The organism is Streptomyces sp. XM83C (assembly GCF_023072675.1).
Lineage (GTDB): Bacteria > Actinomycetota > Actinomycetes > Streptomycetales > Streptomycetaceae > Streptomyces > Streptomyces thermocoprophilus.
Genome location: NZ_JALLGL010000023.1, coordinates 22,619 through 38,933, shown reverse-complemented (window position 1 = coordinate 38,933; position 16,315 = coordinate 22,619). Strand labels below are relative to the sequence as shown.

The 16,315-nt window shown below is 70.5% G+C and carries 14 protein-coding genes; all 14 read left to right on the top strand.

All coding sequences use genetic code 11. The features are described from left to right. Window positions 1-1,864: peptidoglycan D,D-transpeptidase FtsI family protein (locus MTQ10_RS04995; protein ID WP_374117570.1), on the top strand; the 1,864-nt coding region annotated here is incomplete at its 5' end. Window positions 1,865-2,062: 198 nt separating this feature from the next. After that, window positions 2,063-3,583, top strand: coding sequence for a UDP-N-acetylmuramoyl-L-alanyl-D-glutamate--2,6-diaminopimelate ligase (locus MTQ10_RS04990; protein WP_247462643.1), 1,521 nt, complete (start codon window positions 2,063-2,065; stop codon window positions 3,581-3,583). 4 nt (window positions 3,584-3,587) lie between these two features. Next, a complete protein-coding gene (locus tag MTQ10_RS04985; RefSeq protein ID WP_247462641.1) occupies window positions 3,588-5,003 on the top strand; it encodes a UDP-N-acetylmuramoyl-tripeptide--D-alanyl-D-alanine ligase in 1,416 nt (471 codons plus the stop codon). Continuing rightward, complete coding sequence (gene mraY / locus MTQ10_RS04980) at window positions 5,000-6,073, top strand: phospho-N-acetylmuramoyl-pentapeptide-transferase (RefSeq protein WP_247462639.1); 1,074 nt, start codon at window positions 5,000-5,002, stop codon at window positions 6,071-6,073. Before MTQ10_RS04985 ends, mraY begins: the two co-directional genes overlap by 4 nt. Beyond that, window positions 6,055-7,488 carry a UDP-N-acetylmuramoyl-L-alanine--D-glutamate ligase gene (gene murD, locus MTQ10_RS04975; RefSeq protein ID WP_247462638.1) on the top strand — a complete coding sequence of 478 codons (1,434 nt, stop codon included), beginning with the start codon at window positions 6,055-6,057 and terminating at the stop codon, window positions 7,486-7,488. Before mraY ends, murD begins: the two co-directional genes overlap by 19 nt. Window positions 7,489-7,508: 20 nt before the next feature. Next, window positions 7,509-8,867, top strand: coding sequence for a putative lipid II flippase FtsW (ftsW, locus tag MTQ10_RS04970; RefSeq protein WP_247462636.1), 1,359 nt, complete (start codon window positions 7,509-7,511; stop codon window positions 8,865-8,867). Between the two features lie 6 nt (window positions 8,868-8,873). Next, complete coding sequence (murG, locus tag MTQ10_RS04965; RefSeq protein ID WP_247462635.1) at window positions 8,874-9,962, top strand: undecaprenyldiphospho-muramoylpentapeptide beta-N-acetylglucosaminyltransferase; 1,089 nt, start codon at window positions 8,874-8,876, stop codon at window positions 9,960-9,962. 24 nt (window positions 9,963-9,986) lie between these two features. Then, on the top strand, window positions 9,987-10,793 hold the full coding sequence (locus tag MTQ10_RS04960; RefSeq protein WP_247462633.1) for a cell division protein FtsQ/DivIB: 807 nt from the start codon (window positions 9,987-9,989) through the stop codon (window positions 10,791-10,793). 289 nt (window positions 10,794-11,082) lie between these two features. Next, the gene (gene ftsZ, locus MTQ10_RS04955) at window positions 11,083-12,285 is read left to right on the top strand and encodes a cell division protein FtsZ (RefSeq protein ID WP_247462631.1); all 1,203 of its coding nucleotides are present in this window, start codon (window positions 11,083-11,085) and stop codon (window positions 12,283-12,285) included. Between the two features lie 10 nt (window positions 12,286-12,295). Beyond that, a complete protein-coding gene (gene pgeF / locus MTQ10_RS04950) occupies window positions 12,296-13,021 on the top strand; it encodes a peptidoglycan editing factor PgeF (RefSeq protein WP_247462629.1) in 726 nt (241 codons plus the stop codon). Between the two features lie 6 nt (window positions 13,022-13,027). After that, window positions 13,028-13,747 carry a YggS family pyridoxal phosphate-dependent enzyme gene (locus MTQ10_RS04945; protein ID WP_247462627.1) on the top strand — a complete coding sequence of 240 codons (720 nt, stop codon included), beginning with the start codon at window positions 13,028-13,030 and terminating at the stop codon, window positions 13,745-13,747. 129 nt (window positions 13,748-13,876) lie between these two features. Beyond that, complete coding sequence (locus tag MTQ10_RS04940) at window positions 13,877-14,518, top strand: cell division protein SepF (RefSeq protein WP_247462625.1); 642 nt, start codon at window positions 13,877-13,879, stop codon at window positions 14,516-14,518. Between the two features lie 50 nt (window positions 14,519-14,568). Continuing rightward, window positions 14,569-14,859, top strand: coding sequence for a YggT family protein (locus tag MTQ10_RS04935; RefSeq protein WP_247462624.1), 291 nt, complete (start codon window positions 14,569-14,571; stop codon window positions 14,857-14,859). 52 nt (window positions 14,860-14,911) lie between these two features. Then, window positions 14,912-16,006, top strand: coding sequence for a DivIVA domain-containing protein (locus tag MTQ10_RS04930; RefSeq protein ID WP_247462622.1), 1,095 nt, complete (start codon window positions 14,912-14,914; stop codon window positions 16,004-16,006). Window positions 16,007-16,315 lie beyond the last annotated feature (309 nt).

The following is a 16,315-nucleotide window of genomic DNA, read 5'->3' as shown; positions in this document are numbered from 1 at the left end:
CCGCCCCGCACCACGCCGGCCCTCCGGCACCCCCGCACGCCCGCTGCGGCTCGGCAGCCCACGCCCCCGGCTGCGCCTGATCGGCCTCGCCCTCGCCATGGTCATGGTCGCCTTCGTGGTCCGCCTGCTCCAGGTGCAGGCCGTCGACGCCAGCACCTACGCCGCCAAGGCCGAGCAGAACCGGTACGTGGTGCACACCCTGGCCGCCGAACGCGGCGGCATCACCGACCGCAACGGCGTCGCCCTCGCGACCAGCGTGGACGCCTACGACATCACGGCCGACCCGACGATGTTCACCCGCAAGCAGCTGAAGATCGACGACGGCCCGGAGCAGGCCGCCGCGCTGCTCGCGCCCATCCTCGGCCAGGACCAGGACGACATCGTCGCCAAGCTCAGGCCCAAGGACCCCAAGCTGCGCTACGTACGGCTCGCGCTCAAGCGCACCCCGCAGGTGTGGACGCAGATCAAGGATCTCAAGCTCGCCCTCGCCACCAAGGCGGAGAAGGACCGCGGCACCGTCAACGTCCTCGCCGGAGTCTTCGCCGACCCCAGCAGCAAGCGGGTCTACCCCAACGGCGACCTCGCCGCCGGGATACTGGGCTGGGTCAACGCCGAGGGCGTGGGCGGCGGCGGCATCGAGCAGCAGCTGGAGAAGACCCTGGCGGGCAAGGACGGCAAGATCCGCTACGCCCAGTCCGGCGGCCGTCAGGTGCCCACCGCGGGCTCCACCGAGACCCCCGCCGTGCCCGGCAGCGACGTCGAACTGACCATCGACCGCGACATCCAGTGGGCGGCGCAGAACGCCATCACCGAGCAGGTGAGGAAGTCCAAGGCGGACCGCGGCTATGTCATCGTCCAGGACACCCGCACCGGCGAGATCCTCGCCATGGCGGGCTCGCCCGGGTTCGACCCCAACGATCTCGCCCACGCCGACCCCTCGGCGCTGGGCAACGCGGCCCTCCAGGACGCGTACGAGCCCGGCTCCACGGCGAAGGTGATGTCGATGGCCGCCGTACTGGAGGAGAACGTGGCGACCGCGCTCACCCATGTCGTCGTGCCCAACCGGCTGCACCGCGGCGACCGGCTCTTCCAGGACGACATCGACCACCCCACCTGGTACCTCACGCTCAACGGGGTCCTCGCCAAGTCCTCCAACATCGGCACCATCCTCGCCACCGGCCAGCTCGGCAAGACGCAGGCGGAGGCCAACAAGGTCCTGTACTCGTATCTGCGGAAGTTCGGCATCGGCAGCTACACCGGGCTCGGCTTCCCCGGCGAGACGCCCGGCATCCTCGCCGCCCCGGACAAGTGGTCGACCTCGCAGCAGTACACGATTCCTTTCGGCCAGGGCGTGTCCGTCAACGCCATGCAGGCGGCGTCCGTGTACTCGACCATCGCCAACGGCGGCGTACGCGTCGAACCGACCCTGGTGCGCGGCACGAGAGGCCCCGACGGCCGGTTCACCCCGGCGCCCGAGCCCGCGAAGACGCGGGTGGTCAGCGAGAAGACCGCGAAGACGCTCGCCCAGATGCTGGAGTCGGTCGTGGACGACGAGGAGGGCACCGGCAACAAGGCGCGCATCCCCGGCTACCGCGTCGCGGGCAAGACCGGTACGGCCAACCGTGTGGATCCGGCCACCGGCAAATACCACGGATACACCTCGTCGTTCGCCGGATTCGCGCCCGCGGACCAGCCTCGCGTCACCGTGTACTGCGCCATCCAGAACGCCACCTCCGGCAGCTACTTCGGCGGCCAGATCTGTGGACCTGTGTACAAGCAGGTGATGGAGTTCGCCCTGAAGACGCTGCAGGTCCCGCCGACCGGGGCCAAGCCGGCGAACCTTCCCGTCACCTACCGGCCCTGACCGGGCCGCTCCCGTCCCTCCGACCCGAACAAGCCCTGATCAGCGCGACCAGCCAGGAACACCGTGACCATGATCACCCCCGAGCCCGGGAACCAGGGCACCCCCGGCCCCTCGCTTCGCCCGCAGGCGGGTACGCCCGGTACGCTCACCGCCGTGCCACACGCTGATCAGTCCCAAACCACCCAGAAGGGCCAACCCGTGACATATCCGGGACCGCCCCGGCCGGTTCAGGTCTCCGCCACACCCCTGGCGGAACTGGCCGACCAGCTGGGTGTCACCGCGCCGCAGAGCACCGCCGAGATCACGGGCATCACCCACGACTCGCGTGCCGTCCGCCCCGGCGACCTGTACGCCGCGCTGCCGGGCGCCCGCGCCCACGGCGCCGACTTCGTCACCCAGGCCGCGGGCCTCGGCGCGACCGCCGTGCTCACCGATCCGGCCGGCGCCGAACGCGCCGCCGCCACCGGACTGCCGGTCCTGGTCGTGGACGACCCGCGCGGAAAGATGGGCGAGCTGGCCGCGACCGTGTACGGCCACCCCGGCCGCGACCTGCTGCAGATCGGCATCACCGGCACCTCCGGCAAGACCACCACCGCCTACCTGGTCGAAGGCGGCCTGCGCACCGCCCGGACCACCGGCCTGATCGGCACGGTCGAGATGCGCATCGGCGACGAACGCATCAAGTCCGAGCGCACCACCCCCGAGGCCACCGACCTCCAGGCCCTCTTCGCCGTCATGCGCGAACGCGGCACCGAGGCGGTCGCCATGGAGGTCTCCAGCCACGCGCTGGTCCTCGGCCGTGTCGACGGCTGCGTCTTCGACATCGCCGTCTTCACCAACCTCAGCCCGGAACACATGGAGTTCCACTCCGACATGGAGGACTACTTCCGGGCCAAGGCACAGCTGTTCACCCCGGCGCGCAGCGAACGCGGTGTGATCAACCTCGACGACGAGTACGGCCGTCGGCTCGCCCGCGAGGCGACCGTCCCGGTCGTCACCTACTCCGCCGAGGGCCACCCCGACGCCGACTGGCGCGCCCAGGACGTCGAGGTCGGCCCGATGGACTCCACGTTCACCGTCGCCGGTCCCGACGGGATCCGGGTACGGGCCAGGTCCCCGCTGCCCGGACCGTTCAACGTGGCGAACACCCTCGCCGCGATCGTCGCCCTCGCCGCGGCCGGCCTCGACCCGCAGGCCGCCGCCGACGGTGTCGCCGCCGTACCCGGCGTGCCGGGGCGGCTGGAACGCGTGGACGCGGGACAGCCGTATCTCGCGGTCGTCGACTACGCCCACAAGACCGACGCCGTCGAATCGGTGCTGAAGGCCCTGCGCAAGGTCACCAAGGGCCGGCTGCACGTCGTCCTCGGCTGCGGCGGCGACCGGGACACCACCAAGCGTGCCCCGATGGGCGCCGCGGCGGCACGGCTCGCCGACACCGCCGTACTGACCTCCGACAACCCCCGCTCCGAGGACCCGCTCGCGATCCTCGCCACGATGCTCCAGGGCGCGGCCTCCGTCCCCGCGCACGAGCGCGGCGAGGTCGTCCTCTACGAGGACCGGGCCGCCGCGATCGCCGCCGCGGTCGCCCGCGCCCACCCCGGGGACACCGTGCTCGTCGCGGGCAAGGGCCATGAGCAGGGCCAGGACATCGCCGGGGTGGTCCGTCCCTTCGACGACCGCCAGGTGCTTCGCGAAGCTATCCAGAAGACCCAGGGATGAACTTGTGATCGCCCTCTCCCTCGCCGAGATCGCAGAAGTCGTCGGCGGGCAGACGTACGACATACCGGATGCGTCGGTGCAGGTCACCGGGCCGGTCGTCCGGGACTCCCGTGAGGTGGTGCCCGGCAGCCTCTTCGTCGCCTTCCGCGGCGAACGTGTCGACGGCCACGACTTCGCGCCGGCGGTCGTCGAGGCGGGCGCGGCGGCCGTACTGGCCTCGCGTCCCGTCGGGGTGCCCGCGATCGTCGTCGAGGACGTGCAGAGCGCCCTCGGCGCGCTCGCCCGGCACGTCGTCGACCGGCTCGGCGCCACCCTCGTCGCGCTCACCGGCTCCGCCGGCAAGACCAGCACCAAGGACCTCATCGCGCAGGTGCTCGGCCGCAAGGCGCCGACCGTCTTCACACCGGGCTCGCTCAACAACGAGATCGGGCTGCCGCTGACCGCCCTGTCCGCCGACGCGGACACCCGGTTCCTCGTCCTGGAGATGGGCGCGCGCGGCCTCGGCCACATCCGCTACCTCACCGGGCTGACCCCGCCGCGGATCGGCCTCGTCCTCAACGTCGGCTCCGCGCACATCGGCGAGTTCGGCGGCCGGGAGCAGATCGCGCGGGCCAAGGGCGAACTGGTGGAGGCCCTGCCGTCCGCCGAGGAGGGCGGCGTCGCCGTCCTCAACGCCGACGACCCCCACGTGCGGGCCATGGCCTCCCGAACCAAGGCGAAGACGGTCCTCTTCGGCGAGGCCGACGAAGCGGACGTACGGGCCGAGAACGTGCGACTCACGGACAGTGGACAGCCCACCTTCAGGCTTCACACACCCTCCGGTGCAAGCGATGTGACGATGCGCCTGTACGGTGAGCACCACGTGTCGAACGCGCTCGCCGCGGCCGCCGTCGCCCATGAGCTGGGCATGTCCGCGGAAGAGATCGCCACCGCGCTCTCCGAGGCGGACTCCCTCTCCCGGTGGCGCATGGAGGTCACCGAGCGCCCGGACGGCGTGACCATCGTCAACGACGCCTACAACGCCAACCCCGAGTCCATGCGGGCCGCCCTGCGCGCGCTGGCCGCCATGGGCAAGGGACGGCGGACCTGGGCGGTGCTCGGCAAGATGGCCGAGCTGGGGGACGAGGCGCTCGCCGAGCACGACGCGGTCGGACGGCTCGCCGTCCGGCTCAACGTCAGCAAGCTCGTCGCAGTCGGCGGCCGGGAAGCGGCCTGGCTGCAACTGGGCGCATATAACGAGGGTTCGTGGGGTGAGGAGTCGGTGCACGTGTCCGACGCACAGGCGGCGGTCGACCTGTTGCGCAACGAGTTGCGCCCGGGGGACGTCGTGCTCGTGAAGGCGTCCCGGGCGGTCGGGCTGGAGCGCGTGGCGCAGGCGCTGCTCGAGACCGGTGCCGAGGGTGAGGTCGCCGCCCGATGATGAACCAGGTCCTGTTCTCAGGTGTCATCGGTCTGTTCCTGACCCTGATCGGCACACCGCTGCTGATCAAGCTGCTCGCGCGCAAGGGGTACGGCCAGTACATCCGTGACGACGGCCCGCGCGAGCACGCCAGCAAGCGCGGTACGCCGACCATGGGCGGTATCGCGTTCATCCTGGCGACGGTCGCCGCGTACTTCCTGTCGAAGGTCATCACCGGCAAGCCCCCGACGTACACGGGTGTGCTGGTCCTCGGCCTGATGGTGGGCATGGGCCTGGTCGGCTTCCTCGACGACTACATCAAGATCGTCAAGCGGCGTTCGCTGGGCCTGCGCGCCAAGGCGAAGATGGCCGGCCAGCTGATCGTCGGCGTCGCCTTCGCGGTGCTCGCGCTGCAGTTCCAGGACGCCCGCGGCAACACGCCGGCCTCCACCAAGCTGTCCTTCATCACCGACTTCGGCTGGACCATCGGCCCGGTGCTGTTCGTCGTCTGGGCGCTGTTCATGATCCTGGCGATGTCCAACGGCGTGAACCTCACCGACGGTCTGGACGGTCTGGCCACCGGCGCCTCCGTGCTGGTCTTCGGCGCCTACACCTTCATCGGCGTGTGGCAGTTCCAGGAGTCCTGCGCCAACGCGCTGACCCTGACCAACCCGGGCGCCTGCTACGAGGTGCGCGACCCGCTGGACCTCGCGGTGGTCGCCTCCGCCCTGATGGGCGCCTGCCTGGGCTTCCTGTGGTGGAACACCTCCCCGGCGAAGATCTTCATGGGCGACACCGGTTCGCTCGCCCTCGGCGGTGTTCTCACCGGCCTCGCGATCTGCTCGCGCACCGAACTGCTGCTCGCCATCATGGGCGGCCTGTTCGTGCTGATCACCATGTCGGTGGTCATCCAGGTCGGCTCCTTCCGCCTCACCGGCAAGCGCGTCTTCCGGATGGCGCCGCTCCAGCACCACTTCGAACTCAAGGGCTGGTCCGAGGTCCTGGTCGTGGTCCGCTTCTGGATCATCCAGGGCATCTGTGTGATCGTCGGACTGGGCCTCTTCTACGCAGGATGGGCAGCGGACAAGTGACCTCCACGGTGTCCCCGGACTTCCAGGGCAAGCACGTCACCGTCGCCGGGCTCGGCGTATCCGGCGTCCCGGCGGCCAGGGTGCTGCACGCGCGCGGCGCGACCGTCACCGTCGTCAACGACGGCGACGACGCACGCGCGCGTGAACAGGCCGCCGAACTCCGGGCGCTCGGCATCACCGTCCGCCTCGGCGACGGCGACACCCTGCCCGAGGGCACCGAACTGGTCGTCACCGCGCCGGGCTGGAAGCCCGGCAAGCCGCTGTTCCGCGCCGCCGCCGAGGCCGGGATCGACGTCTGGGGAGACGTCGAACTGGCCTGGCGGCTGCGCGCCCCCGACGCCGCGCCCTGGCTGTGCGTCACGGGCACCAACGGCAAGACCACCACCGTCCAGATGCTGGCCTGCATCCTGAGGGCCGCCGGGCTGCGCACCGCCGCCGTCGGCAACATCGGCGTCTCCCTGCTGGACGCGGTCCTCGGCGACGAGCCGTACGACGTCCTCGCCGTCGAACTCTCCAGCTACCAGTTGCACTGGGCGCCCTCCCTGCGCGCCCACTCCGCCGCCGTCCTCAACCTCGCCCCGGACCACCTCGACTGGCACGGCTCCATGGAGGCGTACGCCGCCGACAAGGGACGCATCTACGAGGGCAACCGCGTCGCCTGCGTCTACAACGTCGCGGACAAGGCGACCGAGGACCTGGTGCGCGAGGCGGACGTCGAGGAGGGCTGCCGCGCCATCGGCTTCACCCTCGGCACCCCGGGCCCGTCCCAACTCGGCGTCGTGGACGGCATCCTGGTCGACCGTGCCTTCGTCGAGAACCGGTACAAGAACGCCCAGGAGCTGGCCGAGGTCTCCGACATCACCCCGCCCGCCCCGCACAACATCGCCAACGCCCTTGCGGCGGCGGGCCTCGCGCGTGCCTTCGGCGTCCCGCCCAAGGCCGTACGGGACGGGCTGCGGGCCTTCCGCCCCGACGCCCACCGCATCGCGCACGTCGCCGACGTGGACGGCGTGGCCTACGTCGACGACTCCAAGGCGACCAACACGCACGCCGCGCAGGCCTCGTTGGCGGCGTACGAGTCGATCGTGTGGATCGCCGGCGGTCTGGCGAAGGGCGCCACCTTCGACGAGCTGGTCGCCGAGTCGGCCGAGCGGCTGCGGGGTGTCGTCCTCATCGGCGCCGACCGCGCCCTGATCCGGGAAGCCCTCGCGCGACACGCCCCCGAAGTACCCGTCGTCGACCTCGACCGGACCGACACTGGGGCGATGCTCCAGGCTGTCCAGGAGGCGCGGCGGCTCGCCGCCCCCGGCGACACGGTGCTGCTCGCCCCCGCCTGCGCCTCCATGGACATGTTCACCAACTACACCAAGCGCGGTGACGCGTTCGCGGAGGCGGTTCGCGAACTCGGCTCCTGACCGACGCAGCGGAGGCGCTGATGCCCAGTAGCCGTACCGGCCGGCCGCCCGTGCAGCAGCGGGCCGTCAGACGTCCCGCCGCCCCCAGGGCGCCCCGCGAGAACCCGGTCCGCCGGCTGCACACCCGGGCCCGCAAGGCCTGGGACCGGCCGCTGACCGCGTACTACCTGATCCTCGGCGGCAGTCTGCTGATCACGGTGCTCGGCCTGGTGATGGTCTACTCGGCCTCCCAGATCACCGCGCTGCAGATGTCGCTGCCCGGCTCGTACTTCTTCCGCAAGCAGCTGCTGGCCGCCGTCATCGGCGGCATCCTGCTGTACGCCGCCTCGCGGATGCCGGTGAGGCTGCACCGGGCGCTGGCCTACCCGATCCTCGCCGGTGCCGTCTTCCTGATGGCCCTGGTGCAGGTGCCCGGGATAGGGATGTCGGTCAACGGCAACCAGAACTGGATCTCGCTCGGCGGCTCCTTCCAGATCCAGCCCAGTGAGTTCGGCAAGCTCGCCCTCGTGCTGTGGGGCGCCGACCTGATCGCGCGCAAGCAGGAGAAGAAGCTGCTGAACCAGTGGAAGCACATGCTGGTACCGCTGGTCCCGGTCGCGTTCATGCTGCTCGGGCTGATCATGCTGGGCGGCGACATGGGCACGGCGATCATCCTCACCGCGATCCTCTTCGGCCTGCTGTGGCTGGCCGGGGCGCCCACCCGGCTCTTCGTCGGCGTGCTGTCCGTCGCCGCCCTGATCGGTGTGATCCTGATCAAGACCAGCCCCAACCGCATGGCCCGGCTCGCCTGCATCGGCGCCACCGAGCCGCGCTCCGGCGGCGCCGACTGCTGGCAGGCCGTGCACGGCATCTACGCCCTCGCCTCCGGCGGAATCTTCGGTTCTGGCCTCGGCGCGAGTGTGGAAAAATGGGGTCAACTACCCGAAGCGCACACCGACTTCATCTTCGCCGTCACCGGTGAGGAACTGGGCCTGGCGGGGACGCTGTCGGTGCTCGCCCTGTTCGCGGCTCTAGGCTATGCGGGTATCCGCGTGGCCGGACGCACGGAGGACCCCTTCGTGAGGTATGCCGCGGGAGGCGTGACGACGTGGATCACCGCCCAGTCGGTGATCAACATCGGTGCGGTGCTCGGCCTGCTGCCGATCGCCGGAGTCCCCCTCCCGCTGTTCTCCTACGGAGGGTCCGCCCTGCTGCCGACCATGTTCGCCATCGGGCTGATGATCGCCTTCGCACGCGACGAGCCCGGTGCGCGGGCGGCGCTTGCGATGCGGCAACCGCGCTTTGGTAGAAAGCGGGGGGCCGGGGGCTCTGCGGGGCCCAGGAGATGGAACACGATGCGACGGCGCGCCTCGGCGGCGCGTCCGTCCGGAGAGCGGTGAATTTCGGTGCATGTCGTACTCGCCGGCGGGGGTACCGCGGGCCACATCGAGCCCGCGCTCGCCCTCGCGGACGCCTTGCGCAGGCAGGACCCGACCGTGGGGATCACGGCCCTGGGCACGGAGCGCGGCCTGGAGACCAAGCTCGTCCCGCAGCGCGGCTACGAGCTGGCTCTCATCCCGGCCGTGCCGCTGCCGCGCAAGCCCACCCCCGAGCTGATCACCGTCCCGGGCCGGCTGCGCGGCACGATCAAGGCCACCGAGCAGATCCTGGAGCGCACCAAGGCGGACGTCGTGGTCGGCTTCGGCGGCTATGTCGCCCTGCCCGGCTATCTCGCCGCCAAGCGGCTCGGCGTGCCCATCGTGATCCACGAGGCGAACGCCCGCCCCGGCCTCGCCAACAAGATCGGCTCCCGGTACGCCGCCCAGGTCGCCGTCTCCACCCCCGACAGCAAACTGCGCAACGCCCGCTACATCGGCATCCCGCTGCGCCGCTCCATCGCCACCCTGGACCGGGCCGCCGCCCGCCCCGAGGCCCGCGCGATGTTCGGGCTCGACCCCAATCTGCCCACGCTGCTGGTATCCGGTGGCTCGCAGGGCGCCCGCCGCCTCAACGAGGTCGTGCAGCAGGTCGCGCCCTGGCTGCAACAGGCCGGCATCCAGATCCTGCACGCGGTCGGCCCGAAGAACGAACTGCCGCAGGTGCAGCAGATGCCGGGAATGCCCCCCTACATCCCGGTAAGTTATCTGGACCGGATGGACCTCGCGTACGCCGCGGCCGACATGATGCTCTGCCGTGCGGGCGCGATGACCGTCGCCGAACTCTCCGCCGTCGGACTCCCGGCCGCCTATGTCCCGCTGCCCATCGGCAACGGCGAACAGCGGCTCAACGCCCAGCCGGTGGTGAAGGCGGGCGGCGGTCTCCTCGTCGACGACGCGGACCTCACGCCGGAGTGGGTGCAGCAGAACGTCCTCCCCGTGCTGGCCGACCCGCACCGGCTCTACCAGATGTCCCGCGCCGCCGCCGAGTTCGGCCGCCGGGACGCCGACGACCTCCTCGTCGGCATGGTGTACGAGGCGATCGCCTCGCGTCGCTAGAACGTCCGACGAAGGGCAGGGGCAGTGGCCGGACCCACCACCGCCGAAAAGCGCGGTGCACGCCAGCAGGAGCCGTCCGGCCCGCCCCTCGTCCGCCGCCTCAGGAGGCTGGGGCGGCGACGGCTTCGTACGATCATCGTTCTCACGCTCGTCCTGCTGATCGCCGGACCGGGCACCCTGTGGGTGCTCTACGGCTCCTCGTGGCTGCGCGTCGAGCGCGTCTCCGTCTCCGGCACCCGTGTGCTCACCCCCCAACAGGTCCGTGACGCCGCCGACGTACCGGTCGGCGCACCGCTGGTCTCCGTCGACACCGACGCGATCGAGGCCCGGCTGCGGCAACGGCTGCCCCGCATCGACGCGGTCGACGTCGTACGGTCCTGGCCGCACGGAATCGGACTGAAAATCGTCGAGCGCACTCCGGTCCTCCTGGTCGAAAAGAGCGGAAAGTTCATTGAAGTGGACGACGAAGGCGTCCGTTTCGCCACGGTTTCTGACGCTCCGAAAGGTGTGCCACTGCTCGAACTCGCCGTCTCCCGCACGGGATCGGCCGCCGCGAGCCTGCGCCGCTTCGGCACCGACCGGCTGGTGCGCGAGGCCGTCACCGTCGCCGACGACCTCCCGTCCGCCGTCGCCCACCGCACCCGGCAGGTCGAGGTCCGCTCCTTCGACGACATCTCCCTGCGCCTCACGGACGGCCGTACGGTGGCCTGGGGAAGCGCCGAACAGGGCCGCGCCAAGGCCCGCGCCCTCACCGCACTGATGAAAGCGGCACCCGGTGCGCGCCACTTCGATGTGAGTGTCCCCACCGCCCCGGCGTCATCGGGGAGTTGACGCACATCCGCGCAGGCCAGCACCCTGGTTGGGCACCGCTACGGCTGATCACATAGGGTGAAAAGAAAAACGGGAGGTTCGGCGTGTTCGTTGAACGCGCGCCACTTGTCGACTTAGTGTCCTGTTCGGAAGAGTCCAGCGAACAGACACACTGGTAACCCTAAACTTCAGCGTTAGGGTTCGGGTCGGCGATTCGGACCGTCCCATTCGGCATCAGTCGTCGGAGCGCGGGCGCGCAGCGCGCACCAGCGATCAGGCGACACGTAACTCGAGGCGAGAGGCCTTCGACGTGGCAGCACCGCAGAACTACCTCGCAGTCATCAAAGTCATCGGTGTCGGCGGCGGTGGTGTCAATGCCATCAACCGGATGATCGAGGTCGGTCTCAAGGGCGTCGAGTTCATCGCCATCAACACCGACGCGCAGGCGCTGTTGATGAGCGACGCCGACGTCAAGCTCGACGTCGGCCGCGAACTCACCCGCGGACTCGGCGCCGGAGCCAATCCGGCCGTCGGCCGCAAGGCCGCCGAGGATCACCGCGAGGAGATCGAGGAGGTCCTCAAGGGGGCCGACATGGTCTTCGTGACGGCCGGTGAAGGCGGCGGCACCGGCACCGGCGGCGCGCCCGTCGTGGCCAACATCGCACGCTCCCTCGGCGCCCTGACCATCGGCGTGGTCACGCGCCCCTTCACCTTCGAGGGACGGCGTCGCGCGAACCAGGCCGAGGACGGCATCGCCGAACTCCGCGAAGAGGTCGACACCCTCATCGTCATCCCCAACGACCGGCTGCTGTCCATCTCGGACCGCCAGGTCTCGGTCCTGGACGCCTTCAAGTCCGCCGACCAGGTCCTGCTCTCCGGTGTCCAGGGCATCACCGACCTCATCACCACCCCCGGCCTCATCAACCTCGACTTCGCCGACGTCAAGTCGGTCATGTCCGAGGCCGGTTCCGCCCTCATGGGCATCGGCTCCGCCCGCGGCGACGACCGCGCCGTGGCCGCGGCCGAGATGGCGATCTCCTCGCCGCTGCTGGAGGCGTCCATCGACGGTGCCCGCGGTGTGCTGCTCTCCATCTCCGGCGGCTCCGACCTCGGCCTGTTCGAGATCAACGAGGCCGCCCAGCTGGTCAGCGAGGCCGCCCACCCCGAGGCCAACATCATCTTCGGCGCCGTCATCGACGACGCCCTCGGCGACGAGGTCCGCGTCACCGTGATCGCGGCCGGCTTCGACGGCGGCCAGCCCCCGGCCCGCCGGGACAACGTCCTCGGCTCGGCCTCCTCCTCCGCGCCCCGCCGCGAGGAGCCCGCGCCGGTACGGCAGTCCGAGACCCGCCCGTCCTTCGGCTCGCTGGGCAGCGTGACCCCGAAGGAGGAGCCGGAGCCCGCGCCCGCCCCCGAGCCGGCCGCGGACATCCCGGTCGCCCCGCCGATCCCGCAGACGCGGTACTCGGACAGCGCGGCCGAGGAACTGGACGTACCGGACTTCCTCAAGTGATCCTTCTGACGTGATAGGACAGCGCGAGAGTGTGAGCGGCGCGCACTTCGCCTTCACCGACCGGTGGGGCGGGGTGAGCGCCGCTCCGTATGAGGAGCTCAACCTCGGCGGCGCGGTCGGCGACGACCCCGGTGCCGTGACGGCCAACCGGGAGCTGGCGGCGAAGTCGCTCGGGCTCGACCCGGCCCGGGTGGTCTGGATGAACCAGGTGCACGGCAACGACGTCGCGATGGTCGACGGACCGTGGGGGAGCGCCGTGCCCGAGGTCGACGCGATCGTCACCACGCGCCGGGGGCTCGCCCTCGCCGTCCTCACCGCCGACTGCACCCCGGTTCTGCTCGCCGACCCGGTCGCCGGGGTCGTCGCCGCGGCCCACGCGGGCCGGCCCGGCATGGTCGCCGGGGTCGTCCCCGCCGCCGTACGCGCGATGACGGAACTGGGTGCCGAGCCGCACCGGATCGTGGCCCGCACCGGGCCCGCCGTCTGCGGCCGGTGCTACGAGGTGCCGGAGGCGATGCGCGCGGAGGTCGCCGCCGTCGAACCGGCGGCGCACGCCGAGACGAGCTGGGGCACTCCGGCGGTCGATGTGAGCGCCGGGGTGCACGCGCAGCTCGAACGGCTCGGGGTGCACGACCGGGAGCAGTCGCCGGTGTGCACGCGGGAGTCGCGCGATCACTTCTCGTACCGGCGCGACCGCACCACAGGGCGGCTCGCGGGCTATGTCTGGCTGGACTGATAGGGCATGACGGACCGTAAGGACGAACTCGCCGGAAATCTGGCGAAAGTGGAACAGCGTATCGCCGACGCGTGCGCGGCGGCGGGGCGCTCCCGCGACGAGGTGACCCTGATCGTGGTCACCAAGACCTACCCGGCGAGCGATGTGCGGATCCTGTCGGAACTCGGTGTGCGGCACGTGGCGGAGAACCGCGACCAGGATGCCGCCCCCAAGGCCGCCGCATGTTCGGACCTGCCGCTTTCCTGGCACTTCGTGGGTCAGTTGCAGACCAACAAGGTGCGGTCGGTGGTCGGTTATGCCGATGTCGTGCAGTCGGTCGACCGTTCCCGGCTGGTCACGGCGCTGTCCAAGGAGGCGGTGCGGGCGGAGCGGGAGATCGGCTGTCTGATCCAGGTCGCCCTCGACGCGGGGGAGAGCGGCCGGGGCGAGCGGGGCGGAGTGGCCCCCGAGGGAATCGAAGAGTTGGCCGACCTCGTCGCGGGCTCGCCGGGGCTGCGGCTCGACGGCCTGATGACCGTCGCCCCGCTGACCGGTGAGTACGCGGGGCGTCAACGGGCGGCGTTCGAGCGGTTGATGGATTTGTCGACTGACCTGCGCCGAGCCCATCCGGCTGCGAACATGGTGTCCGCAGGGATGAGTGCGGACCTCGAGGAGGCCGTGGCGGCCGGGGCGACACATGTGCGCGTCGGCACCGCGGTACTCGGAGTCCGCCCCAGGCTCGGGTAACGTCGCCAAGAAGTCGGACCACAGCAGAAAATATGGTCATTACCGTCGAAAGGCGGGCAGAAGGACCACGTGGATCGCGGGCACTTGGCAGTCGTCAGCCGATCCACCACAGAGCGGAGGACTCAGAGCATGGCCGGCGCGATGCGCAAGATGGCGGTCTACCTCGGCCTCGTGGAGGACGATGGGTACGACGGCCGGGGGTTCGACCCCGATGACGACTTCGAGCCCGAACTGGACCCGGAGCCCGAACGGGACCACCGTCGTCACGAGGTGTCCCACCAGTCGCACGGAACACATCAGTCCCAAAGGGACGAAGAGGTGCGAGTCGTACAACCGCCGGCACCTCGTGAGCCGGTGGCACGCTCCGCTTCGGCAGCCGCGGAATCCGGGCGTCCGGCGCGTATCGCGCCCGTGGCATCCATCACACAAGAACGTCAGTCCCTGGAGAAGAACGCACCGGTGATCATGCCCAAGGTCGTGTCCGAACGAGAGCCTTACCGGATCACCACGCTGCACCCGCGGACCTACAACGAGGCCCGTACCATCGGGGAACACTTCCGTGAGGGCACCCCGGTGATCATGAATCTGACTGAGATGGACGACACAGACGCGAAGCGACTTGTCGACTTTGCCGCCGGTTTGGTGTTTGGTCTTCACGGCAGCATCGAGCGGGTGACGCAGAAGGTGTTCCTGTTGTCGCCTGCTAACGTCGATGTCACGGCGGAGGACAAGGCCCGCATCGCAGAAGGCGGGTTCTTCAACCAGAGCTGAGACGCACGACCGGAACGCAGTACGGAACAGGGGAGAGGGAAGCATCAGCCATGAGCGTGTTCGCGCAGGTGATCTACATCGCGCTGATGGTCTTCCTCATCGTGCTCATCTTCCGGTTGGTCATGGACTATGTGTTCCAGTTCGCCCGCTCGTGGCAACCCGGCAAGGCGATGGTGGTCGTCCTGGAGGCCACCTACACTGTCACCGATCCACCGCTGAAGCTTCTGCGGCGGTTCATCCCGCCGCTGCGTCTCGGGGGCGTGGCGCTCGACCTGTCCTTCTTCGTACTGATGATCATCGTCTACTTCCTGATCATGATCGTGGGGAGTCTCGCGACGTGAGGGTGGACGATACGGTCTTGCCGACTGCCGATGACTACGTTGAGGTGAAGAGATGCCGTTGACCCCCGAGGACGTGCGGAACAAGCAGTTCACGACCGTCCGCCTCCGAGAAGGCTATGACGAGGACGAGGTCGATGCCTTCCTCGACGAGGTCGAAGCCGAACTGACGCGCCTGCTCCGCGAGAACGAGGACCTGCGCGCCAAGCTGGCCGCGGCCACCCGTGCCGCTGCGCAGAACCAGCAGAACATGCGCAAGCCTCCGGAGCCTCAGGATCAGCAGCAGCAGGGCATGCGAGGTCCCGGCGCTCCGGTGCCCGCCGGGATATCGGGCCCGCCGCAGCAGCAGATGGGCGGCCCCATGGGTGGCCCGCCCCAGCTGCCGAGCGGTGCCCCGCAGCTGCCCGCCGGCCCCGGCGGTCAGGGTCCGCAGGGTCCCGGCCCGATGGGTCAGGGTCCCGGCCCGATGGGCCAGCCCCCCATGCAGCAGATGGGCGGTCCGATGGGCGGCCCCATGGGCGGGCCGATGGGCGGCCCCGGTCAGGGCCCCGGTGGCGACAGCGCCGCCCGTGTCCTCTCGCTGGCCCAGCAGACCGCCGACCAGGCGATCGCCGAGGCCCGCTCCGAGGCCAACAAGATCGTGGGCGAGGCCCGTTCGCGCGCCGAGGGTCTGGAGCGCGACGCCCGCGCCAAGGCCGACGCGCTGGAGCGGGACGCGCAGGAGAAGCACCGTGTCGCCATGGGCTCCCTGGAGTCCGCGCGCGCCACGCTGGAGCGCAAGGTCGAGGACCTGCGCGGCTTCGAACGCGAGTACCGCACGCGGCTGAAGTCGTACCTGGAGTCGCAGCTGCGTCAGCTGGAGACCCAGGCGGACGACTCCCTCGCCCCGCCGCGCACCCCGGCGACGGCCTCCCTCCCGCCGTCCCCGGCGCCCTCGATGGCTCCGGCCGGCGCGAGCAGCCCGTCCTACGGCGGCAACCAGTCCATGGGCGGTTCGCCGACTCCCTCTGCCCCGTCCTACGGCGGCCAGCAGCAGATGAGCCCGGCGATGACCCAGCCGATGGCACCGGTCCGCCCGCAGGGTCCGTCCCCGATGGGTCAGGCGCCGTCCCCGATGCGTGGCTTCCTCATCGACGAGGACGACAACTGAGCATCGCGAGCGGTGCGTAGTACGCCGTAGGCGTCGGCAGCAGCACAGGGCGGGGCCCCCGGACTTCGGTCCGGGGGCCCCGCCCTGTTTTACGCGGGTTGAGTCCGGTCGTCGGCGGATCTTCTGTGTGGGATCTCCGTGTGGGTTGTCCGTGAGCGATCTCCGTGTGGGATCTTCGTGTGGGACGTCCGCGCGGGGTTCCCGCTCGGCCGCACGAGGGGCCCGCCATCCTTCGTAGGAAGCCCAACGGCCGGGCCGTGCACGGTGGAAGACACGAGGGCCCGGCCTCCCCGAAGGGAGACCGGGCCC